Origin of the sequence: Polluticoccus soli, assembly GCF_029269745.1 — a bacterium.
Classification (GTDB): Bacteria; Bacteroidota; Bacteroidia; order Chitinophagales; family Chitinophagaceae; genus Polluticoccus; species Polluticoccus soli.
Window position 1 is genome coordinate 839,673 of record NZ_JARJHT010000002.1, and the last position, 24,023, is coordinate 863,695.

The 24,023-nt window shown below is 45.4% G+C and carries 20 protein-coding genes; 6 read left to right on the forward strand and 14 right to left on the reverse strand.

Annotated features, from left to right (window positions below):
* Positions 1 to 17 precede the first annotated feature (17 nt).
* Positions 18 to 509 (reverse strand): YajQ family cyclic di-GMP-binding protein, encoded by a 492-nt coding sequence (locus P2W83_RS14485; protein WP_276134469.1) that lies wholly within the window; start codon positions 507 to 509, stop codon positions 18 to 20.
* 47 nt (positions 510 to 556) lie between these two features.
* Positions 557 to 2,521 (reverse strand): ABC-F family ATP-binding cassette domain-containing protein, encoded by a 1,965-nt coding sequence (locus tag P2W83_RS14490; RefSeq protein ID WP_276134470.1) that lies wholly within the window; start codon positions 2,519 to 2,521, stop codon positions 557 to 559.
* A gap of 72 nt (positions 2,522 to 2,593) precedes the next feature.
* Here P2W83_RS14490 and P2W83_RS14495 point away from each other — a divergent pair, with 72 nt between their 5' ends.
* Together P2W83_RS14495 and P2W83_RS14500 are read left to right on the forward strand one after the other, a co-directional pair.
* Entirely contained in the window at positions 2,594 to 3,178 is a 585-nt protein-coding gene (locus P2W83_RS14495) for a DUF3347 domain-containing protein (RefSeq protein WP_276134471.1), read from the forward strand.
* A 19-nt stretch (positions 3,179 to 3,197) separates the two neighbouring features.
* Positions 3,198 to 5,558: a TonB-dependent receptor gene (locus P2W83_RS14500; RefSeq protein WP_276134472.1), complete on the forward strand. Its 2,361-nt coding sequence runs from the start codon at positions 3,198 to 3,200 to the stop codon at positions 5,556 to 5,558.
* Positions 5,559 to 5,614: 56 nt separating this feature from the next.
* Here P2W83_RS14500 and P2W83_RS14505 read toward each other — a convergent pair whose 3' ends face one another.
* Complete coding sequence (locus P2W83_RS14505; protein ID WP_276134473.1) at positions 5,615 to 6,967, reverse strand: glycosyltransferase; 1,353 nt, start codon at positions 6,965 to 6,967, stop codon at positions 5,615 to 5,617.
* A gap of 101 nt (positions 6,968 to 7,068) precedes the next feature.
* Between P2W83_RS14505 and P2W83_RS14510 the strand changes: the two genes are divergently transcribed.
* The 3 genes from P2W83_RS14510 to P2W83_RS14520 all read left to right on the forward strand — a co-directional run bounded on the left by P2W83_RS14510 (position 7,069) and on the right by P2W83_RS14520 (position 9,071).
* A complete protein-coding gene (locus P2W83_RS14510) occupies positions 7,069 to 8,106 on the forward strand; it encodes an AraC family transcriptional regulator (protein WP_276134474.1) in 1,038 nt (345 codons plus the stop codon).
* A gap of 84 nt (positions 8,107 to 8,190) precedes the next feature.
* Positions 8,191 to 8,451, forward strand: a complete 261-nt coding sequence (locus P2W83_RS14515; RefSeq protein ID WP_276134475.1) for a zinc ribbon domain-containing protein — start codon at positions 8,191 to 8,193, stop codon at positions 8,449 to 8,451.
* Positions 8,448 to 9,071: a hypothetical protein gene (locus P2W83_RS14520; RefSeq protein WP_276134476.1), complete on the forward strand. Its 624-nt coding sequence runs from the start codon at positions 8,448 to 8,450 to the stop codon at positions 9,069 to 9,071. The genes P2W83_RS14515 and P2W83_RS14520 overlap by 4 nt, the downstream gene beginning before the upstream one ends.
* Before the next feature lie 40 nt (positions 9,072 to 9,111).
* Here the strand turns inward: P2W83_RS14520 and P2W83_RS14525 are convergent, their stop codons facing one another.
* The 11 genes from P2W83_RS14525 to P2W83_RS14575 all read right to left on the reverse strand — a co-directional run bounded on the left by P2W83_RS14525 (position 9,112) and on the right by P2W83_RS14575 (position 22,481).
* Positions 9,112 to 9,618 carry a DUF1761 domain-containing protein gene (locus P2W83_RS14525; protein WP_276134477.1) on the reverse strand — a complete coding sequence of 169 codons (507 nt, stop codon included), beginning with the start codon at positions 9,616 to 9,618 and terminating at the stop codon, positions 9,112 to 9,114.
* A gap of 96 nt (positions 9,619 to 9,714) precedes the next feature.
* Positions 9,715 to 10,344 (reverse strand): hypothetical protein, encoded by a 630-nt coding sequence (locus P2W83_RS14530; RefSeq protein ID WP_276134478.1) that lies wholly within the window; start codon positions 10,342 to 10,344, stop codon positions 9,715 to 9,717.
* A gap of 50 nt (positions 10,345 to 10,394) precedes the next feature.
* Positions 10,395 to 12,575: a TonB-dependent receptor family protein gene (locus P2W83_RS14535; protein WP_276134479.1), complete on the reverse strand. Its 2,181-nt coding sequence runs from the start codon at positions 12,573 to 12,575 to the stop codon at positions 10,395 to 10,397.
* Positions 12,565 to 13,941 carry an HTTM domain-containing protein gene (locus P2W83_RS14540; RefSeq protein WP_338090254.1) on the reverse strand — a complete coding sequence of 459 codons (1,377 nt, stop codon included), beginning with the start codon at positions 13,939 to 13,941 and terminating at the stop codon, positions 12,565 to 12,567. The genes P2W83_RS14535 and P2W83_RS14540 overlap by 11 nt, the downstream gene beginning before the upstream one ends.
* A gap of 9 nt (positions 13,942 to 13,950) precedes the next feature.
* Positions 13,951 to 15,081 carry an imelysin family protein gene (locus P2W83_RS14545; RefSeq protein WP_276134481.1) on the reverse strand — a complete coding sequence of 377 codons (1,131 nt, stop codon included), beginning with the start codon at positions 15,079 to 15,081 and terminating at the stop codon, positions 13,951 to 13,953.
* A 75-nt stretch (positions 15,082 to 15,156) separates the two neighbouring features.
* Complete coding sequence (locus P2W83_RS14550) at positions 15,157 to 16,314, reverse strand: DUF4856 domain-containing protein (protein WP_276134482.1); 1,158 nt, start codon at positions 16,312 to 16,314, stop codon at positions 15,157 to 15,159.
* Positions 16,315 to 16,466: 152 nt separating this feature from the next.
* Positions 16,467 to 16,673 carry a cold-shock protein gene (locus tag P2W83_RS14555; protein ID WP_276134483.1) on the reverse strand — a complete coding sequence of 69 codons (207 nt, stop codon included), beginning with the start codon at positions 16,671 to 16,673 and terminating at the stop codon, positions 16,467 to 16,469.
* 74 nt (positions 16,674 to 16,747) lie between these two features.
* The gene (locus P2W83_RS14560) at positions 16,748 to 17,854 is read right to left on the reverse strand and encodes a fatty acid desaturase family protein (RefSeq protein WP_276134484.1); all 1,107 of its coding nucleotides are present in this window, start codon (positions 17,852 to 17,854) and stop codon (positions 16,748 to 16,750) included.
* Positions 17,855 to 18,000: 146 nt separating this feature from the next.
* The gene (locus tag P2W83_RS14565; protein ID WP_276134485.1) at positions 18,001 to 19,269 is read right to left on the reverse strand and encodes a tetratricopeptide repeat protein; all 1,269 of its coding nucleotides are present in this window, start codon (positions 19,267 to 19,269) and stop codon (positions 18,001 to 18,003) included.
* A 99-nt stretch (positions 19,270 to 19,368) separates the two neighbouring features.
* Positions 19,369 to 22,023 (reverse strand): DNA gyrase subunit A, encoded by a 2,655-nt coding sequence (gene gyrA / locus P2W83_RS14570; protein ID WP_276134486.1) that lies wholly within the window; start codon positions 22,021 to 22,023, stop codon positions 19,369 to 19,371.
* Positions 22,024 to 22,115: 92 nt separating this feature from the next.
* Positions 22,116 to 22,481, reverse strand: a complete 366-nt coding sequence (locus tag P2W83_RS14575) for a hotdog fold thioesterase (RefSeq protein WP_276134487.1) — start codon at positions 22,479 to 22,481, stop codon at positions 22,116 to 22,118.
* Positions 22,482 to 22,664: 183 nt separating this feature from the next.
* Between P2W83_RS14575 and P2W83_RS14580 the strand changes: the two genes are divergently transcribed.
* Positions 22,665 to 23,996: a saccharopine dehydrogenase C-terminal domain-containing protein gene (locus tag P2W83_RS14580; RefSeq protein WP_276134488.1), complete on the forward strand. Its 1,332-nt coding sequence runs from the start codon at positions 22,665 to 22,667 to the stop codon at positions 23,994 to 23,996.
* The last annotated feature ends 27 nt before the right edge of the window (positions 23,997 to 24,023 follow it).

The window sequence follows — 24,023 nt, forward strand, 5'->3', positions numbered from 1 at the left end:
GTAACAACCGGCTTTTATTATGACTTCATGTTTACAAATTGAAGAGGCAGGTCGAGGTTAGAACTGCGGCAGAGTTGTATCACGTCCTGAAGGTCGTCGATCTTTTTACCAGTTACCCTGATGATATCATCCATAATGGCAGGCTGCACTTTGAGCCCGCTGTCTTTTATCAGCTTCACTATTTTTTTAGCCATATCCTTGTCAATTCCATTCTTGACAGGCACAGTTTTCTTCACATATTTGCCAGAAGGAGTTGCTTCTTTCGACATATCGAAAGCATTGGCTTCAAGGCCCTGGCGCATGGCTTTCGTGAGTAAAACGTCCTCTACCTGTTTTAGCTGCATATCACTTTCAACCTCCAGGTTGATGACCATATCTTTTTTGTTTAGGTCGATCACGACGTGCGTACCTTTAAAATCGTAACGGTTATCAATTTCCTTTTTGGCAACGTTTACCGCGTTATCTAACGTTTGCGGATCTACTTTGCTGGCAATGTCGAATGATGGCATATGGTGTTGTTGATTGTTTGTAAAAATACTAATCCCGGACTCAAAAATCAATTACCTATCTTTTCTTCCAATTCCAGCATCAGCTCAAATGCCTTGTCGTATTCTTTGCTTTTCGCATCCAGCTTAGCTGTATGCTGACGATATTTTTCGTCCAGTTCTCTAAACTTCTCTTTATCAGCATAGAACGTTGGGTCGCCAAGCTGAGCTTCCAGCTTCGCTTTTTCTTCGTTCATTTTTGCCAATTCTTCCTCCAGTCTCTGAAAAGTCTTTTGCTGCTTTTGGTATTCCTTCTTAAGATTTCTTAATTCAGCCTCGTTTACATTAGGCACTGGCTTTTCTTTTTTCTCAACTTTTTTCTCTTCAACTTTTGCCACAACAGGCTGAGCTTTTGCCGCATCTTGCAGGCGTTTTTGACGCTCGCTCTCAAACACTAACCATTCGTCGTAAGTGCCAATAAACTCTTTGATCTTACCGTCCTCGATGTGCCAGATTTTATTGGCAGTTTTGCTGATAAAATAACGGTCGTGCGATACCAGGATCAAAGTGCCCTCATACTTGTTCAGTGCCTCAATCAGCATTTCCACAGACTGCATATCCAGGTGGTTGGTAGGTTCATCGAGCATCAGGAAGTTACCCTTCATGGCAATAGTCTTTGCCAGCGCCACCCTCGCCTTTTCACCTCCAGACAGTACTTTGATCTTCTTGAATACATCATCGCCACTAAACAGGAAACAACCTAATAACTGGCGTAGTTCCAACTCGGTTTTACCACTTCCTGCGCGCTTCATTTCCTCCAGTATCTCATTCTCCACGGTGAGTGCCTCCAGCTGGTGCTGCGCATAAAAACTCTCCTCTACATTGTGGCCTTCCTTGCGCTCACCTTCAAACGACTCTTTGCCTGCTATTATTCGGAGCAACGTGGATTTACCACGACCGTTGGCACCTATCAGGGCTATTTTATCGCCACGGTTGATCTCAGCGTCTGCATGTTCCAGTATCGTCAGGTCGCCAAAACGCTTGGTTACATTCTTAAGCGTATTGATGATCTTTCCCGGTTGTACGGCAACGTCGAAGTTGATGTTCATCACCGGCATCGTTCCATCAGGCGCTTCAATACGATCGAGTTTATCCAACCTCTTCAACGCACTTTGTGCTTGTGCCGCTTTAGTTGCCTTCGCGCGGAAGCGTTCTATAAACCGTTCCTGCTGGCGGATATAGTCTTGCTGATTTTCGAAAGCGCGCTGCTGCAGTTCCATACGTTCTGCTTTCTCTTTCTGGAAGAAAGAATAGTTACCGCTGTACTGGTGAAGGTCCTGTTGCCATACTTCTACTATTTTAGTCACCATGCGGTCGAGGAAGTACCTATCGTGCGACACGATCACAACGCTACCTGGATATCCTATGAGATAACGCTCCAACCATTCAATAGATGGAAGGTCAAGGTGGTTGGTAGGTTCATCGAGCAGCAGCAGATCGGGTGCCTGCAGCATCATTTTCGCCAGCAGTACACGCATGCGCCAGCCACCGCTGAACTGGTTATATGGTCTTTGAAGATCAGCCGTAGAAAAACCAAGGCCTTCCAGCACTTCTGCAGTACGATGTTCCATTTCATACCCGCCTGCCACTTCAAAATCGTGCAGCGCATGACTGTAATCATCCAGCAACTTCGCATCGTCCGGCTTGTATTCCAGTTCTTTGATCAGGCGGGCCATTTCTTTCTCCACTTCATGCGCTTTCTCAAAAGCCTGCATGCCCACCATCAATATCGAGTCATTGGTAGAAAAGCTTAACAGATCCTGGTTAAAAAAGCCGATCGTAACGTCTTTGGGTTTATTGATCACACCATTGTCTACTCGATAGGCGCCGGTAATGAGACGCAGCAACGTCGATTTACCAGCACCATTGCTACCAACAAGGCCTATCCGCTCCCCTCGTTCTATCTGCCAGCTGGCATCTTCAAGAATCGGGCGGGCACCAAAGAAAAACGAAATATTCTGTAACGATACTAACATAAGGCCGCAAAATTACACTACCTGCGGTTAGCATTGAAGCATACCGTATTTTTGCACAAAATTTTTTAGCTGATGCGACACATTTCTGCTATTTGCCTGCTTTGCGGCCTCTGGCTGGTAAGCTGTAACAACGAAACCAAGACAGAACAGGCCGAAAATACTGCTGTAGAGCAGCCTAAATTGCCACCGCAAAGCAAGCTAGACTCTACCGGCACGCAGAAATTATTGGCTGTACTCAGCAGTTATTACGAATTAAAAGATGCGTTAGTAGCAACCAGTGCTTCCAAAGCCGATGAAGGAGCTACAAAACTGATGGCGGCAGCGAACGACCTGGACGGCTACATCAAAACGGACAGCGTTAACAGTAGCGCGCTGATGCCGCAACTTGACTCGCTCAAGGAAGGTGTAAACGGCATCCTGTCTGTAAAAGACGAAACCACAGAAAAGAAGCGTATTGCTTTCGAAAAAGTATCGGATGCGATGTTTGCCTTGCTGAGAACTGCCGACATTAAAAACGCCGGTGCATACAGGCAATACTGCCCAATGGCGTTCAATGACAAGGGCGCTTATTGGCTGAGCAATGAAACAGAAATACGCAACCCATATTTCGGTAAAGTGATGCTGGAATGTGGCGAAGTGACAGATTCTTTAAAATAACCTCTTTTTCTTAGACTGTATGTTCCCTATAGCGCGTCCATTAGTATCTACCCTGCTCGTTCTATTGTTGCTACCAGCAACGCTTTTAGCCCAAAAGAAAGTGACCCTGAGCGGCTACATGCGCGATGGCGGAAGTGGCGAGGCCCTTGTGTCAGCCACTGTTTATATAAAAGAGTTGCAGCTAGGTGCTCAGACCAACAACTACGGTTTTTACTCTATTTCAATGCCAGCTGGCACCTATACAGTTATATATTCATATATTGGATACAATTCCCGTACAGAAAATATTGCCCTGACTGAGAGCCGTACACTGAATGCTGACATGGACAGCAAAACGACGTTGAAGGAAGTAGAGATAAAGTCAACGCGTGCTGACGACCATGTGAAGGGCACAGAAATGGGTACGATCACGCTTTCTGCTGAGAAAATAAAAACGTTGCCCGTGATATTTGGTGAAACCGATATCCTGAAAGCACTGCAGCTAATGCCCGGCGTTCAGTCGGCGGGCGAAGGAAGCTCGGGTTTCTACGTGCGCGGTGGCGGTCCTGACCAAAACCTGGTGTTGCTCGACGATGCTGTGGTATACAATACAGGTCACTTATTTGGCTTCTTCTCAGTATTCAATACAGACGCCTTGAAGAACGTAACCCTGATAAAGGGGGGCATGCCGGCCAATTATGGCGGTCGCCTTTCTTCTGTTGTGGACGTATCGATGAAAGAAGGTAACATGAAAGAGTACCACGCGGAAGGTGGCATTGGCCTGATCGCTTCACGCCTGACGGTTGAAGGACCAATCAAAAAAGATAAAGGTTCGTTCATGTTGTCGGGCAGACGTACTTATATCGACGTACTGATCAAACCATTCGCGAAAGGTTCATTTGCGGGTTCTGGTTATTTCTTCTACGATGCCAACCTAAAAGCAAACTATAAGATCACCGATAAAGACCGTGTGTATGCCAGCGGCTACTTCGGACGTGATGTATTTACATTCAAAAGCAGCAGCGGTAACTTCGATGCAAACATTCCCTGGGGTAACAGCACAGCTACGGTGCGATGGAACCACTTGTTTAGCGACAAATTGTTTCTAAACACAACCGCAGTATATAACGATTACAAATTTGCTTTCGCAGCAGGTCAGAATGACTTCGAGATCAAACTGTCTTCCGGTATTCGGGATTACAACGTGAAATCCGACCTGGACTATTTCACCAGCTTCAATCACCACTTCAAAGGTGGTATCGCCTACACTTATCACAAGTTCATCCCTAACCAGGTGTCAGGACGTGCGGGCAGCACGGTACTTGAGCCCGACAATGCACTTATCAAATATGCCCACGAAGGTGGCGCTTATATCTCCGACGATTTTGATCCGTTCAAATGGATGAAGGTGACCGCTGGCGTGCGCTACTCGTGGTTTGGACAAGCGGGACCTTATACACAATACCAGTACGATATCAACCAGAAGAAAACAGACAGTACTGTATTCGGCCCTGGCGACCTGGTAAAAACTTATGGAGGATGGGAGCCCCGTTTGAACATGAGGTTTACAACAGGTAATAGCTCATCGATCAAGGCAAGCGTTGCAAAAGCCTATCAATACATCCACCTTGTATCGAATAATGGCAGCACACTGCCGACCGACCTTTGGGTGCCTAGTACGTTCTATGTACAACCGCAACAGGCATGGCAATACTCACTTGGCTATTTCCGCAACTTCTTTGATAATATGCTGGAGACCTCGGTAGAAGTGTATTACAAAGACATGAAGAACCAGATCGAGTATCGTGAAGGTTACGTGCAAAACAGCATCCGTGACCCGGAACTGGACTTTGTATTTGGTAAAGGTCAAGCTTACGGTGCCGAGTTTTTTGTAAACAAGACCAAAGGAAAGTTTACCGGATGGATCGGCTACACGCTCTCCTGGACCTATCGCCAGTTCCCCGACCTGAATAATGGTGAGCGCTACCCTGCTAAATACGATCGCCGTCACGACATTTCCGTTGTGGGCACTTACCAGCTAAATGATAAGTGGACGTTCTCGAGCGTATTTGTTTACGGCTCCGGAAACGCCATTACGCTGCCTACCAACTATTACTTCATCGAACAGACGATAGTACCACAATACAGTAAGCTGAACGAGTACAGGTTGTTCCCTTATCACAGGCTTGATCTGTCGGCGGTATATACACCGAAGTCTAAAAAGAAAAAGCGCTGGGAAAGCAGCTGGGCCTTCTCTGTATACAATGTATACAGCAGGCAAAACCCATACTTCCTGTATGTGGATACACAAGGAAGCGTGGCTGAAGGTGTTGAGGCCAAAGTGAAACAGGTATCTATTTTCCCGATACTCCCGAGCATCACTTATAACTTCAAATTCTAATCGGCATCATTGTCAAGAAAGAGATAATAAGCAAAGGGCGCCATGGCGCCCTTTGCTTATTTACCAGCCTTCGCAGGCAGTTCTTCAATAAACTTCTGACAGATCTTCAGGGGATCGTATTTGCTGAATTCAACGGCCAGGCGCTCTACATTCCGCTGGTATATGTTATTACGCATCACTTCCTCCACGGCTTTCCTGATCTTCTCCGGCTTAGGACGTTCGGTGTGCAGATTAACGCCTAACTTGAAATATCCCACCCTTGCGCATATTTCATTCTTGCCTTCATGCACGCCACCCACAACCATTGGTAATTTGTTATTAATGCTCAGCATCACACCACCATAGCCACCATTCGATACGTATACATCTGCATAGGGCATGATAGCATTGAACGGAATAAAGTCTTCGATGATGATGTTCTCATAATCCAGGTAGCGCTCGCGCAGTTCTGCTGTTTGCCATCCTGCAGTTGTTACTACTACCAGGTTGTTGGTGCCTTTAAAGGCATCCAGCGTTGGTATTATTAGTTTGGTTACATCACCTTCAAATGTGCCTTGAGTTACGAGAATCAGCTTATCGTATTTCCTGATCTGCTCTTCAAATTCTAGTTTGTATGGTTTACCGCTTGAGTACGGCATCAACGGCCCGATGAAATGGATGTTCTTACTCATCTGCGGACGGCGATATTCAAAACCTGGCGTGCCGCTTTGCAAGTAAAGCGTTGAATGTTGTATCTGCACATCGAAGATGTTGAGCTTTGGCAGCTTTACGCCATACTGTGCATGGTACTTGTGCATCAGCTCGTGCGGTTTTTTCAAAAGCACGTTGTCGGTCATATACCTTAAGAACGCATGAAATGTTTTTCCGGCAAAGCTCTTTGCAGGGGTGAGTCCCATAATTGGTGGCGGTAATTCCTTAGAGGTTTCGCCGAGCGGAAGTATGCCTATAGTCACTACCTGTTTCTTGAGTATCCGCTTTACAAACGTGATCCCTGTAAAAGCATTGTCTGCTATCAACACATCGAAATCAAAGCCTTGATTGATGTCTTTTATATCCTCGAAAAACTCGGTTCCGCGGTCAATAAAATAAGAACAGATGTCCAGTACCACCTTCTTCACATGATTTTTGATCTTCTTCCTTTCCGGTATTACCTCATCAATGTTGTGTACTGTCACTTCTTTCGCTTTCGCAAACAGGTAGTACGGAATGCCGAGCTTTTCGATCTTAGAGGCATAGGTTGGGCCGGTGTACCAACGCACGTCGTGACCTTCGTTTTTCAAGTGCGCTGCCAGGCCGGTTAGCGGATTGAAGTGCCCATCGGCCGGGATATTAGCAAACAGGATCTTCTTTTTCTTGTCGGCTGTCATTGTCGTAATGGCTTCGAGGGTGTTGTCAAATGTAGTTCTCATTGCTTTCGTATTTGGTTTTTCTTTTGTTTATGCTGCAAAGAAACTCCGGTCCACAAAGGTGAAAAAGCGTAATTTGTGCCCAAAACAGGTCATTTTACGCCATGGGACTTTTAGCCACAACAGTACGAGATATCCTGCTCTCAGCTTCGAATTATGGAGTTGCGTATGACCAATTAAGAGAACTTGCCGGTTTTTCCGCTGAGGAGATCGGTGATTCCGGCCGTATGGTTGAGTGGGAAAAAGCAGCAAACATTTGGGACCTGCTAGCCGATCTGACCGGTAACGAACAAATAGGTCTTATACTGGGAACAGAAACCAATATCAGCATCACCGGCATGGTTGGTTTCCTGATGCAAGCCAGCAATACATTTGAAGAAGCGGTTGAAGTTTATTGTAAGTACGGCTATATGGTTTGTCCTATGGTCACATTTGCGTACAAACGCGACGGCGACAGGGCCATTATTGAATTGCATCAGAACGCTATGTGGAAGTCGTCGTTGCCCAGAAGCGCAAGGATCTCAATTGACTTTATCCTTGCCAACCTGATAGGTTTTACAAAGACCCTTACTGGCAGAGAAATATATCCACAGACAGTAGAAGTAGAATATACTAAAGAAGCCGTAGATGAATACAGAAAGCTGCTGAAATGCCAGGTACTATTCAATGCACCACTGCATAAGATCGTGTACAATGCCGCCGATATGCAGACAAAAGTGCTGACAAGTGACACATCGCTTTTTCAGATGTTCAGCGGTATCCTCGCTCAAAAGAAAACACTTGCGCTACAAACCTGCTGCAGGGATACAGTAAAAAACCTTCTCGTCATGCAGTTCAAAGGGCAAATACCAACCGTTGAAGAAGCAGCTGAAGGATTGGGCATGACGGTACGCACATTGCAGCGTAAGCTTACGGAAGAAAACACTAGCTTCCGTACTATAGCCAACGAAGTAAAAAAAGACTTGGCGCTGCACCTGATGAAGAACCCGGATGCAACGGTAACAGAAGTTGCGGAAGTATTGGGTTATGGCGACCTGCCAGCCTTTAGACGGGCATTTAAGACTTGGACCAACACAACACCGAAAGAGGTAAAACGAAAGCTAAAAGCCGAACAGTTGCCTGTTTCAGCGGCGTTTGCCTAAAAACTGCACTTTTCGATTAATTTTTGAGCAGACTGCCATAGGGTTGTCAGTAAAGCTCTTTTCTTTGCAGCAGAAAATTCAGACATGGAAAAAGAATACAAGTATTGCCAGAGCTGCAGCATGCCGCTCAACAAAGATCCGCAAGGCGGAGGTACCAATGCTGACGGCACAAAAAGCAATAAATATTGCAGCCTCTGTTACCAGAACGGCAAATTCACCCGCGACTGCACAGTGAAGGAAATGCAGGACTTTGTAAAAGGTAAACTTAAGGAAATGGGTATTCCGGGATTCCTGGCTGGCTTTATGACCAAAGGCATTCCTAAACTCGAACGCTGGAAACAATGAGCATCATAGACCAGCTGGCAACCTCGCTTGGCAGGAAGGACGAAGTTCCCAACCAGGAACTTGCGCAAAAGATCGCAGCTAAAAAGGACAAGAAAGCAGTTGATGAACTTGTGGCCAATCTTGTCAATAAAAGCAAGGACATCCAGAGCGACTGCATCAAGGTTCTATACGAGATCGGAACGATTGACCCTTTGTTGATAGCGCCGCATTACGAAGCATTTATTAAATTGCTTAACAGCAAAAACAACAGGCTGGTATGGGGTGCTATGACAGCTTTAGATGCAATGACAGACGCGGCACCAAAGGAAGTTTTTGCAAATCTTTCAGCGATCATGGATGCTGCAGATAAAGGCTCGGTTATCACTAAAGACCATAGCATAGGTATACTCATCAAGCTAGCTGGACACAAAGCTTATGCAGATGATTGCACTACCTTACTGCTCGATCAGCTGAAAAACAGCCTGCCAAACCAGCTGCCAATGTATGCGGAGAATGCACTGCCTGCAATAGGAACAAAATATAAAGAGCAATTCTGGAAGATACTTGAGTCGAGGCTGGATGATATGGAAAAGGAAAGCAAGCGAAAGCGAATAGAAAAAGTACTGAAGAAAATAAAATAGGGCACAGAATCTGTGCCCTATTTTATTAGCAGATACAGTGCTACAGAAATTGGCAGATCACGCCTCCCATTAGCGCCATTGACACTATCCAAAATCCCGCATTGATAAAAATATACTTACCTGTCTTCCTTTCGAAAAGGGCAGGCACACCAATGATAGGCAGTGCAAGAAGAATTCCGGCTATTGTGCCATGCAAAGCACCGTGTTTGAACGTGCGGAAGTTATGCCCGTATTTGCTCATGAATTCAGTAACATAGGTATTGATCTCAGTTCCCTTCTCCCTTAATCCAGGCTCATTATTCAATACCGAGAAGATGTGCATCTGGTGAATAACTATAGCCACCAAACCCATTGCCACCATTAAACTGAACAAGTATGTCAAACCAAATATTTTCCCCATGTTAGCACCGCTCCTAAGTTGCTCTTCTGTAAGTCCCGTACCTTTCATCCAGGCTGTTCCGAAAACTTTCGGATTATACCAGATCATACCTACTAATAGCGGAATGATCGCTGCAATTGGAACAATGAACCAGTTAAGTGTTTCCATAAAAAAGTGTGATTTTGTTAAAAGTAAACAGATAAAACAAAAAGCACAAGCTAACGGCTTGTGCTTTTGCAATTATTGTGTTTTATCACCTGAGAATCATCTCTTGGTCAATACGTTGTTCCGAACCATATCTTTTACAATGAGCTTCGCATGATCTTCTCCAAGGTCAGAAGCAGATGATGGATCGAAAGCTTCTGTTTGCACAGAGTACACCATCTCACGATTACTCATTTTGTACACGTTGCTCTCCCAGAAATAGCGGGTATCAACTGTATAATAGCCAGGAGTATATATACGATCGTAAACAGTTGAATAGTACCCCCAGAAGTGATCGTAATAAGTAGAATATGGTGCATATAGCACACGACCGGGTACATAGTTACGCTCCTGATTTACGTCCAGCAATACTATAGTGAGCACTGCATCTACTCCACTATTGGTGAGGCGATCTACAGCCATTGCTTCATCCCTGCTGCTAATTTCCTCCGGGCCGTACTCTGCATATGCTGAAGTGGCGTTATAGCCCAGTTCGCGTAGCTGAGCCACGGCATTTGATTCCATTGCGTCTCTCAGGCCCCGATCCTGTCCCGTAATGGCCATTACCATTATCTTGTTATACCTTGTTACTGAGGTTGTATTGGGTTTGGTCCATGAACTAGTGATCCATGAATTGGAGCAACTAGTACAGAAGAGGCAAACCAGGAACAATATTATTAACTGTCTCATAGCGAATTGTTTTAGCCGCTACGAAGAAGAAAATATCATTCCATAACTCGTTAAAACTTAACCCCTGCAGTAAGATAAAAGCTGCGCGCATCGCCCGGAATGATGCCAGGACCGGGATAACCGGTAGCTCTTCGGGTAAAGTAAGATACGTTGGCAACATTGTTCACCGTGCCCTCTAGTGTTAGCCAACGCCAATTCCAGCTTGCAGAAATATCCATCAGCTTGTATGCCGGAACCTTGCCATTCACTGCACTGTAGCCACCTTTCTCTGCATTAGTAGCATCTGCATATTGATCGCTTAAATAGCTGAGCTGATAGGTAAGCTTCCATGACTTGTACGCACCTTGTACGCCAGTTTTCCAGTTAACAAAAGGTACATACTCAACGCGTTTACCTTCGATATTTTTAACAGGGCTTTGCGTATAGTGCGCGTTAGTCAGCGCAAGGTTAGAATACACGGTCATGTTCCAATGCTCAGGAATGCTCTGCCATAGGCGAAGCACATCCAGTTCCATAAAGCTCTCCAGGCCGTATATCTGTGCAACACCAACATTGCCACGTTTACGGATGACCTGTGTGCTGTTCTTTACTGTATAATACTCGCCTATCCTGTTGCCATAATAGAGGTAAAACAAGTTGGCATCGAAACGGAATATCTGCTGTATATCTCCACGCACACCGAGATCGCTGCTCCAGCCTCTTTCATCAGCTATCGCAGGATCGATCTCGAACGATGGATTAACAACGCGGATATCATTAAAGGTAATAGAACGATAGTTCTGCGAGAAATTACCGTAGAACTCGACATGGCTGTTAGGCTTGTAGCTGCTACCGATGCCGCCAATAACAAATTGGCGCGGCAATACTCTTGCTTCATCAGTTACTTTGTCACTGACGATACTATCGCGCAGATCAGTTACTCTGTCATGGTAGGTACCGTTTGCTTCGGTGCGTATCCATTCTGCACGAATACCAGGAGTTACGTTCCACTTATCAGTGATGCGGAATATCTGCTCGGCAAACGCGGCCATGTTCAGATTCGGGAAGGCATAATCGGACAACAGTTCACTCGACTCGTTGGCAAATGTAAAATCAGCACCAGCACCATTGTTTACATATCCTTGTTTGTTCTCGCTATAACCACGGTAGGCACGCACGCCAGTTAACAGAGTTTGGCTTTTGCCGGCAATAGTATAACGATGCAGCAAGCGTGACTCTAGTGCAATATTTTCAAAAGTACCTTTCAGTAGATCGCGTGCGCCACCATTGTCCGGTTGCGAAGGCCGATTAGGACGGAAGCCTATCGCATCGCGCGATGCTACAAGGCCATAACTGCGTGTTTGGATGCGCGTGCGGGAAGACACGTGGTAATCCCACTCTACGTCAAGCAGGTTCCACTGCACAGCAAACCAGTTGCGTGCACGATTGCTTTGTGTAGGGTCAGCAGCAAACATATTGTCATCAAGACCGCCGGGTTGTTGCGCCAGGTATTGTAGGCGGGTATACTCGACGCCCAGCATGTGCTTATCGTTGAAATGATAGTGCAGGTCAGCGTAAGCGTTGAACGATTCAAACTGGCTATTAGGCCTCCAGCCATTGCCGCGCTTGTAGTGAGCAAAACCATAATAGCTCAATTTGCCTTTGGTACCGGCAATACTATTGAAAGAACCAAGGAAGCCCCATGAACCTGCAGTCTGACGACTCACAACTGTGATAGCTTTGTCGTCGCCCGGCTGTTTCATTTCGAAGTTCAGAAGGCCACCGAATTGTGTTCCATACTGTAGGCTTGCTGCACCCTTAATGATCTCGATCTTACCTAGGGCTTCTGTTGGAGGAGTATAGTAGCTTTCAGGGTAGCCCAGTGCGTCAGCACTGATATCATAACCGTTTTGGCGAACGTTGAAATTCGATGTACGGTTAGGATCAAGGCCACGACCGCCAATACTAAGCTGCAAACCAGAACCGTCATTTTCGAAAATGTTGAGACCTGCAACCTTAGCGTAAACCTGGCGGGTATTGTTAGTTGCCTTATTCACTGTCAGCATCTCTACATTGATCACTTCCGATTTTTTACCGGCTGTGAGCTTCATGCCATCTACCTGGTTGAGATGACCAAAGTTGCTTTGTTTTTTATCAATGATCTCTACCTCCTTCAGCCTTGTCGTGTCTTGTGCAAAGCTGAAAGAATAAATCGAAATAAGAACCAAACTCACCAAAAATCTATAACCCATATATCTCGTCCTGTAATGGCAGGATCCAGTTTTTGTGTTTGTAAGAATCGTATTCTGTTGCCAGGTCTACGTCTTGTTTTGCATACAGCCTGCTGCGTCGTCCATTCAGTGTCACATATATCGTTGCGTATACGCGCGGCTGTTGCATGCCTTGTTTTCTATAGTGAGCTTTCAGGTAATGAGCATATTGAATGATGAAGTCCGCTTGCGTGGCCATCATCTTTTCCTGGTTCTTGGTCAGGAAATCGTTGTTGTTTACAGCTACCACTTTCCCTGTTGCTTCATCTTTCACCACGAACTGTGCATACCCCATCTTCTCTATCAACATCACCCTCCACGAAAAACGAAATCCTTCTTCGGTCCAGAATAGCTCTCCGGGCATTGCGAGGTAGCGCCAGGGGAACGCCAATTGTATCGCAAAAAATATGACAAAGAGCACAGAAACGATCCGCTGTTTCAGCGGCGCAAAGATATAACTATTATAGCTGATATTGACATAAAATAACCCTAAACTTTGGCCCCTAAAACGCTGTAAAAAGCGGTCTATTTTTTCCGTATCCAGGAACACCAATGAAGCCAGGATCATGATATATGGAAACATGCCTATCGGGAACAGCAGCGAGGTCATAATATGGAAAGCCACAACCGCGACATAGGCATACGGGCGAGTCTTTTTATTCAGCAAAAAGAACGGGATGCTGAGATCGTACAGAGCCCCAAACCAGCTAAAAAAGTAAGCTACCCAGAGTTGGTTGAATAAGCCACCAATGAGCGGAAAATCATTTTTAGCAGGTAACCATAAGCGCAGAGGCATAGCCTCCATCAGCCAGTCTGAATTAAGCTTGGCTAGCCCGGCATAGAAATAGACGATGCCGAGCATCAACCTGATACTGCCTACAGTCCAGCGAGGGATGTAGCGCTTCGATATTTCGGGCTTCAGCTTCGCATCTACCGAAAAGTTCGCATTAGCCGGCAACCACATCATCAGGAACAAAACCAGTGTCACGAAATAGTAGTGATTCAGATAATTCGTTTTGTCCATCAGCTCTATGTAGGTAAAGCTGAGAAACAGTACTACAGACGAGAGCCTGTACATAAAACCCGCTGCAAAACACAAGGCACTGATACCACACAGCAAAAACAGCAAATACGTATATCCTCCTAGCGGCTGCACCCACTCAAAACCAAAATAGTGGAAGAAGAATTTCGGTTGGATGTACAGTTCTTCGATCCAACCTTTTGTCCAAAAACGCAACACACCTGCAAAAAGCATGAAACCGAATATCATCCTAAAAACAGCTAGGGAAGCCGAATACACCGGCTTCCCTAGATATTGCTTAGAAAATATTTGTTTCAGGTCCTGCATTATTTGCTTTTAGTCACCATCGTTGTCTACATAAGTAATCGATATCCCAAAGGCTGACACCATATCAACTTTCAGCAGTGGCACGACTTGCTGCAGCTCGTCGTACAACTGAAGCATGGCCGTACGATTGTTCGTTACGTTTTCTGCGATGCTGCCGTTTACACCCTGCATAGTTGTAAGTGCTTGTTGTAACTCCTCAGATATAAGGTCAGCCATCAACTTGCCATTATCATCCTTTGTACCTATTGCTGCCAGGTATGTTTTCATACCTATACCGGCTGCACCGTTGTTATAGCTTTTACCTTCATAGAAGTTCAGCACGCTGGTCAGTGAAGCAACAGCAAGTTCCTTCTGCAGGTCTGGCGAATAAAATGCTTCAGTCAATTCAGGCTTGGCTACGCCGGTCATTGCACCTACAGGCAATCCTATTTTACCTGCACGCAGGTACCGCTCAAAGTACAACACAAAAGCGTTGACCATTTTCGATGTACTGCTGCTTGCATCAACGCCTGTGCTGTTGATAAAGGTAGTTTTATAAGTACCCCAGTTAGTACTAACTGTCTGTACTTTCGACACCATTTTAGCAATTACATCCTGCAAATATTTTTTGCGGTTCGCGGCTTGTGCGTCGGTGGTGTATTGTTCTACAATCGCCGTATTGCCGGTTGCAATGCCGTTCAGCAAATAATCTACCGCAGCAAAGCCTTGGGCATCCTTGTGAGCAAATTGTTCCAGGTCATAGTTGCCTGAAGAAATATTCGCGTTCACTTTTGAAACAGTAACAGGATACGTATTCACATACATCCTCAGCGATACATCTTCGCCGGGACCGAACTCGAGCATATCTACCTTTTGCCACGTAGTATACGCGGAGCGAAAGGCTGTACGAACATCCCCAAGCGACTGTTCTGTTGGAGCTGAAGTAAACTGGGTAGATTTAGCCTGTAGGTCGTTTAGCTTAACAACCATATCCGCATATGCCGGCACAATATAATTGTCCGCATAGTTGGTAAGCATTGCTTTACGGTCGAAGTTGTCTGACGGGGTATTATTGTCGTCATCATCTTTTTTACAGGCAACAAACATCAGCGATGTCGCCAATACTGCCAAAACTGATCCTAAAAACCAATTTTTCTTCATGAGTCAGATTTTAGATTTACGCATGAAAGCGACAATTATTATGCCGCCTTCATACAATCGCCCTAAAAACTATTATTAGTGATTAACTTCTGCACTCTTATCGATACCGAAGGTAGTTGCGATCTGATCGCGAACGTTATCCAGGTCTCCGTTAGTCAAGCTCCAGAAACCATTTGTTTTACCACCAAGGATATTCAGCAGTTCATCAGATTTTGCTTTGTTGATCTTTGCATTGTATGCAAAACGCAGTGAATAAACGAAACCATAACCTTCAGACAACGCGTGGAATTTAGCACCGTCAGTAGTAGCAGTTTTTGTTTTGTTCAGGTAGCTAACTGCGATAGTTGCGATAGCTTTTTCCAGGTTGGTGCGGATGATAGAGATCTGCTCATCACGCTTGCTCATGTCTTGGTTTGCAATTGCAGCACGGCCTGTCAGGAACGCCATATAGATAGCTTCAGGACCGCCTGTAGTAGAGTTCACCTGACGAGCATAAGAACCAAGGTAAGATTCCAGCCATTTTGTACCGTCGTTAGGATCTTTTTTAGGATAGTACTCGTTTTGAGTCAGGCTGCCATAAGCTTCGTCCCAGTTGTGCTCCAGTTGAGTGTAGTTCTTACCGCTAACAAGAGTTTTGTTATCAGCACCTTGTTTTACCGTACCGAAGTAAATGTTAGACACCTGATCCAACAGTACAGCACCGATGATACCTTTTTGTACGAACTGGCCATATTCAAAGCCTTTCTCGTTAACCAGGTATTTGTTATCCAGCAAACCAGCCTGACCTGCCGCGGCAACGTTTGAACGTTGAGAGCTAGCCAGAGCGATACCGTCGAAATAGCTATTGAAAGTTTGTTCTTCCGTTGTCCTGTCAACACCAAACGACTCAGCAAGTTTCGAAAGGATAGTGATATCGCTCGCAGAGTTCAGAGTAGCACTTGTGAAGGCGTTGTTCTTGTTGTTGAACATGTTTTTCAGAACCTGGGCTTCCAGGTTTTGAGTCAGACCCTTTTTCATGTAAGCGTCCATCTCTTTTACCATCGCAGTACGAGTAGTGGCAGCGCTGAGATCTACACTTGTTTTGCCATCAATACCTTTGAAAGTTTCAAAGTAGTTGCTGGTGTTGCTCAGAGAAGTATACGGAACTTTTACCGGGGCTGTTTCGTCTTTTTTACAAGAAGAAGTGAACAATGCTGCACAAACGGCTGTCGCGAAAAGTATTTGATTTTTCATTTGGAAGGTGTATCCTTTTATTAAAGTGGGGCAAAGCTACCGAGTACCCTTCTCTTTCATTTTCATAATTGGGAAAAAAACGTCGTTCGCCGGAAAAAGCACAAAAAAAAGCCGGGCAAAAGCCCGGCTCTGAGTAATAATATTCAATATTATTATTGTATGACGCGAACATTTACCGCGTTCACACCTTTTCGGCCTTCTTGTAGTTCAAATTCTACGTGGTCGTTTTCTTTTACCTGGTCTTTCAGGCCGCTCACGTGTACAAATGTTTCCTGGCTAGAGCCATCGTGTTTAATGAAGCCAAAACCTTTGCCTTCATTGAAGAACTTTACAGTTCCGGTTAATTTTTCTGCTTGCACTTGATAATAAGTTTAAATCTGTAGGTATAAAGATAGCGGATAGACTGAAAAAACCAACCCTATTAACAATAAAACTAGTCTCTGCCCAGCTTTTTCAGCATGCGCGCATGTTCTATCAATGCGCGTACAAATGATGGCTGTTCATAATATGGAAGCCCGTATTCCTTTGCTGTCTCCTTCACAAGGGGCGCAACTTGCTTATAGTGAATATGGCATATATGCGGAAACAGGTGATGTTCGATCTGGTGGTTCAAGCCGCCTACAAACCAGAACATCATTGGGCTCTTTGGCGAGAAATTAGCTGTGTTCAGCAACTGGTGAACCGCCCATGTATTCTCCATCTTACGGTCGCCGGGTACCTCAGGATATTCACATTCTTCCATCACGTGCGCGAGCTGGAAAATGCACGACAACAGCAAACCAGCTGTAAAGTGCATGATCAGGAACCCGATCAGTACATTTTGCCAGGCTATACCCATCACGGCTATCGGGATAACGAACATGTAAGTATAGTAGAGCGCCTTATAAACGATTAGCTGACCGATCGCTTTGCCAAGAGTGATCTTTTCTTTTTTCAGCAGGTCTTTTTTATGGTAGTCATACACCTGCCTGAAATCTTTGATAGTCGCCCACTGCAGTGTCAGCAGTCCATAGAGGAACCAGGCATACAAATGCTGGTAGCGATGCATCCAGTATTTCTTAGAATGTGGCGAAAAGCGCAGGAAGATGCCTGCATCGATATCATCATCCAGCCCTTCAATATTGGTATACGTGTGGTGCAGGATGTTGTGCTGTATCTTCCAGGTTACTTCGTAACCACCTACCAGCGCGATGATCTTACCTAGGTATTTATTGAGGGTTTTATTGTCAGAATAAGAACCGTGGTTGGAATCATGCATCACTGCACAACCAATACCCGTCATACCCACACCCATCAGGAGCCACAGGCCATAGAATACGAACAGGTTAGAAGCGGCAATCCCTGACACCATAAAAGCATACGGTATCAGGTACATTGCAACTATGGCAAAGGTTTTCCTTTTCATAGCAGCATTACCATGCGTCTCTATATTATTGGTAGCAAAATAGGCGTCTACTTTCTTTTTCAGGGTATCGTAAAACCCTTCACCGTTCTTCGGAGCAAAACGAACTATTTCTATCTTTTTTGTGGTAACTGACAAACCGTAAAAATTTGTGCAAAGATAGTCTTTTATCGACGTGGGCTGCCAGATTTTCTTGTTAATATCAATTGTGTATCAATACCATGAACATAGACAATAAAAAAATAGCCACCATATAGGTGGCTATTTTTCAATATTCTGTCGCACTATTTTTTCATTGCGTCCATCTTGGCCTTCATTTCGTTGGCCTTATCCATTTTGTTTTGCCTTGTATATACTTGCTTCAGTGCCGAAAGTGATGACCAGTATGTGCTCTTATCATCGCTGCTCAGGCTAGCCAGTTTAGGCTCCAGTTGCATATATGCTTTTTCAAAGTATTGTGCCGATTGTTCGAAAGCTGCATTTGTTTTTGCGCTCAACTCATCGATCTTCTTTTTATCGGCTGCGGTGTTGCCATCTATTTTGTTCATGGCTGAGATGTATTCGCTAGCCTGGTTGAAATAGAACACGCCGGCGTTGAAGTTGTAATCTGCACTGTTTGGAGCAGCTTTCAGCAGGTTGGTATAAGCGACATTTGCTTTTGCTATCAGGTCATCGTAGTTGGCTGGCTTAGGCAGTGCTTTACCTTGCGCATCTTTAGGGAATGCCATGTTGGTATAAGCAGTTGCGATGTTAGCCAGGTAGTTGGCGTTAGAAGGATCTTTCGCAGCTGCGTCTTCCAGTTTTCTCAGGAATTCATCCTGCTTGCCGGTACGGGTGTAGTAAGTAAGCTCTTCAACTTCCAGCGCCTTGTTGTTCGGATATGCTTTCCTACCCTCTTCTATCAATGCGATCACTTCGCTCTCCTTGCCTTGCTTTTTGTAGATGTCTATAAGAGCGAGGTACACGTTCGGAGTCTGGATGATAGGGTTACCTTTCAGAGAAAGCAATACCGGCAACGCTTCGTCAGTTTTGTTGGCATTTACAGCGCTGTATGCACCAAACAGTTTTGCATTGGTAGCTATGGTATCGAAGTATTTGTCAGCAGCATACTTCTTTCCGCCGTCCAGTTCATGTATGCGTGCTACTTCTTTTGACGAAGCCAATGCATCTTCATACTTTTTTGCGTTGTAAGCATCTACCAGGTTATTGTAGTTCGAGAAGGCAATTCCCCTTAGTGCTTTGCCCACTGTTTCTTTTTCGTATTTAGGATCCAGCTCTACAACTTTAACGAAAGACTCAGTCGCTTTAGAAAGAGGCTGTGATGCTTTGTACTTCGGATCGTTCTGCATATCAAGCAGGATAGAACCGCGCACATACCATGTTTTCGGATTATCTTTTGTTGATGGATCAGCTGCTGCCTTCTCAATAAATTCAAGCGCCTTATCCAGTTCTTTATCAGACTGTGAGTTAAGCGCATTCTGTATGTTTATTTTCTGCGCCATAGCTGAAAAGCCCGCCGCCAAACACACTGCAGTTACAATGAATTTTTTCATTAATTGTATTTTAGAGATTGGATGTAAAATTATAAAAACCGGATCTCTCAAGTGTTAAATTGAGAGATCCGATCGTTTTATTACCTGGAGGTTACAATACTATTCTTCCGGTGCATCTTCTGGCGCAGGGTTCACATCTACGATACCTGCTGCTTCTTTATCTTCTTCTCCTTCTACTTCCTGCTCCTCTATACGAGCAATAGCAGCTATCTCATCGCCGTCCTCAATGTTTATAAGTTTTACACCCTGTGTAGCACGGCCAGCTTCGCGAATGTCTGCAACACGCATGCGGATAGTGAGACCCGAGCGACACGTGATCATCAGATCATCTTTTTCTTCTACCGCCAGCAATCCGACAAGTGCACCGGTCTTTTCAGTGATATTGATCGTCTTCACACCTTTACCACCACGGTTGGTGATGCGATAAGATAGCGCATACAATTTCTCAATGCCTTCAGCGTCTGTGATCTTCACCGCTTTTTCTTTGTCTTCAGCGGTTGCATTTTCATCCAATGGTTCAATGAACGGAGTACGTTTACCAAGGCCACGTTCAGACACCACGAGTATTTGTTTGGTAACATCGTCCTTCGACACACAAAGCATACCGATCACCTCGTCGTTGTTCTCATCAAGCTCGATACCGAATACACCAATAGCACCACGGCCTGTTGTACGCACTTTGCCTTCTTCGAAACAGATAGCGCGGCCTGATTTCACAGCCATCATGATGAAGCTGTTACCGTCGGTCAATGATACATCCAGCAGCTGGTCGCCTTCCTGAACGGTGATCGCGTTGATACCATTCTGGCGCGGACGGCTGAAATCTTCAAGCGATGTTTTCTTGATAATACCTTGTTTGGTACACAGTACGATGCAGTGTTTCTGCACATACTCTTTGTCTTCAAGATTAGGTATGTCGATGATTGTACGGATCTTATCGTCTGTTGGCAGCTGTATCAGGTTCTGGATGGCACGGCCCTTCGCATTCCTGTCAGCTTCTGGTATTTCGTACACCTTCAACCAGTAGCAACGTCCCTTTTCTGTGAAAAACAGAAGCGTATGGTGCGTTGAAGCTATGAACAGGTGTTCGATATAATCTTCATCGCGTGTACGTCCACCCATGGCACCACGGCCACCACGGCGTTGTGAGCGATATTCTGCAGCAGATGTACGTTTGATATAGCCAAGGTGAGAAACGGTGATAACCACGTCTTCTTCTTCGATCAGGTCCTCGATACGCATTTCGTTAGCGAGGTACTGTATCTCAGATTTACGGTCGTCGCCGAATTTCTTTTGTACATCCAGCAATTCGTCTTTAATGATCTGGTAGCGCAAACCTTCGTTTGCCAGTATCTCCCTGAAGTGAGCGATCTGTTTCATGATCTCAGCATGTTCTTCGCGGATCTTGTCGCGTTCCATGCCTGTCAGGCGTTGCAGGCGCAGTTCAAGCACCGCTTTAGCCTGTATCTCGGTCATACCGAACTTCTCGATCAGGCCTGTCTTAGCTTCATCCGGGTTCACAGAGTTGCGGATCAAAGCGATCACTTCATCCAGGTGGTCCAGCGCTATCAGGTAACCTTCCAATATGTGTGCACGCTTCTCAGCTTCGCGCAGTTCATACTGGGTACGACGAACGACTACTTCATGACGGAAGCCAATGAATTCCGAGATCATGTCTTTCAGGTTCAGCGTACGCGGGCGGCCATTCACCAGCGCCACGTTGTTGATACCATAAGATGTTTGTAGCTCGCTGTATTTATAAAGCTGATTGATGATAACCTGCGCAACAACATCTCGGCGCAGTTCCACCACGATACGGGTACCATCTTTATTTGATTCGTTGGCAACGTGTGTAATGCCTTCGATGATCTTGTTGTTAACAAGGTATCCTATCTTTTCAGCAAGGGCGTCGCGGCTCACCTGGTAAGGAACTTCGGTAATAACGATCTGCTCTTTGCCCGATTTCATTGTTTCCACGTTTACACGGCCACGCAGCACTACCCTGCCTCGACCTGTGTGCATACCGGCTTTGATACCTTCGATACCGAAGATGATACCACCAGTTGGGAAATCAGGCGCCTTCACGAACTTCATCAGTTCGTCTATGGTTATCTCTTTATTGTCGATGTAAGCAACACAGCCGTCAATAACCTCGCTCAGGTTGTGCGGCATCATGTTGGTCGCCATACCTACGGCGATGCCAGATGAACCATTTACCAGCAATTGAGGAATGCGCGTAGGCATTACGGTAGGCTCCTGTAAAGAGTCATCGAAGTTGAGTGTGAAATCAACTGTCTCTTTATCAAGGTCTTCCATCATGCTTTCGCCGAGACGTTGCAGACGAGCCTCAGTGTAACGCATAGCCGCCGGTCCGTCACCGTCCTGCGATCCATAGTTACCCTGGCCATCTACCAGCATGTAGCGCATGCTCCATGGCTGCGCCATACGCACCATGGCGTCGTACACAGACGAGTCACCGTGCGGGTGGTATTTACCAAGAACCTCACCTACGATACGGGCAGATTTCTTATAAGGCTTGTTATAATTGATGCCCAGTTCGTGCATGGCGTACAAAACGCGGCGGTGAACCGGTTTCAAACCATCACGAACATCCGGAAGCGCACGGCCAACGATCACCGACATCGAATAGTCGATGTAGGCCGTTTTCATTTGCTCTTCTATGTTTACTTGGATGATCTTGTTGGAATCGTTGGAATTGTCCTGGGGCGTTAAATCCTGGTTGGTTTGATCCATAAATGGGCGTTAAAAAAAAGATGTGCAAATATAACGAAAAACAGGCGGGAAACCGAGGAGAAAGCTATTCACACATGTGGATTTTAACAGGGTTATGGCTTCTTAAGTACTGCCACGGTAAGCCTGCTGACACATACCAGTTTTTCAGCCTCGTCCCTGATCTTGATGTCCCAGACATGCGTTGTGGCTCCGACATGCAAAGGCTCCACGGTTGCAGTTACCATCCCATCCCGTTTGCCGCGTAGGTGGTTGCAGTTGATCTCTATGCCAACACATATTTGTTTTTCCTTATTGATACACAGCGATGAAGCGACACTTCCAACCGTTTCGGCAAGGGCAGCCGATGCACCACCGTGCAGCAGACCGTACGGCTGCCTTGTAAGGTCGGCAACAGGCATAGTAGCTTTAAGATAATTCTCGCCAACCTCGGTAAACCGTATTTGCAGCACCTCAGCCATTGTATTAGAAGATAATAAATTAAGTTCCTCAACTAATATGTTTTCATTTCTCCATATTTTTTTCATATTGTATAAAGCATTGTATGCATGTGAAAAAGATAAATTATTGTATTTTTTTTAATAAATCGTCAATACTAGTACTTTTGAGTGGAATTTAATTGTACCATTTTTTAGTAAGATTAAATGCGGACCATACTGGTAGCCGGCGCCGGAAAATCTTCCATTTATTTAATTCAGTACCTGCTATCACACGCACCTAGAAATAAATGGAAAGTTATTGTAGCCGACGGAAGTGCCGAAGCTATTTCGGAGAAAATAAACGATAGTCCCTACGCCGAAAAAGCGGTTATTGACATAACCAATCGGGCGCAGCGGGAACCTCTTGTCCAACAAGCAGATATAGTCGTATCGCTGATGCCCCCGCATTTGCATATCGAGTTGGCGAAGGATTGTCTTAAATTCAAGAAAAACTTAATAACGTCCTCCTATATTTCCCCGGAAATGAAGGAGATGGATGCAGCCGTTAAGGAAGCTGGGCTAATGTTTATGTGCGAAATGGGACTCGATCCCGGTATCGACCACATGACCGCTAACCAGATCATCCACAGCATACAGCGTGTAGCGGCAGTTATTACATCATTCAAATCTTATTGCGGCGGACTCGTCGCTCCTGAATCGGACGATAACCCCTGGCATTATAAGTTCAGCTGGAACCCGAGGAACATTGTTACAGCCGGTAAAGGCGGTGCCAAATACCTGCTGAATGGTAAAGAGGTAGACGTTCCTTACGAGAAGATCTTCGACAACAACAAGAAGATAAAAGTAGAAGGTCTTGGCTCGCTGGCATATTATCCCAACCGGGATTCAATGCGTTACCTCGATCTGTACGACGTTCCGGATATCAAGACTTTCTTGCGGGCTACTCTTAGGCACCCTTCATTCTGCAAGGGCTGGCAGGCCGTAGTTAACCTGGGTCTAACCGACGAACAGGATCGCATTGACGCAAGCGGCTTCAGCTATGCCAAATGGCTAAAAGGTAAAACAGCCTATGGTAATGGTGTTACACTCCAGGAGCATGTGGCTAAAACACTGAACATGGAACAGGGTGAGAAGCTGGTGCAGATGCTGGATAATCTTGGTCTTTTTTGCGAAGATGAATTAAAAGACCTCAAAGCCGCCACATCTGCCGACGTGTTACTGAACATACTCCTTGCCAAATGGGAAATGAAACCTACTGACAGGGACATGGTAGTGATGCAACACGAAGTAGAATACCTGCACAAAGGCAAAAAGATAAACCTGACCAGCGCCATGGTACTGAAGGGCGAAAACCGTGAACACTCTGCTATGGCAAAAACGGTTGGCCTGCCTATGGGAATATTGGCACGAATGGTGCTGAATAACAAGATAGTTCCGCCAAAGGGCGTGCTGATACCAAACCAACCCTCAGTGTACAAGCCGGTGCTGACCGAATTACAACATCATGGTATTGGTTTTACAGAAACAGTAGAATAGACCACCTAACAGATAACAAAACAAAAG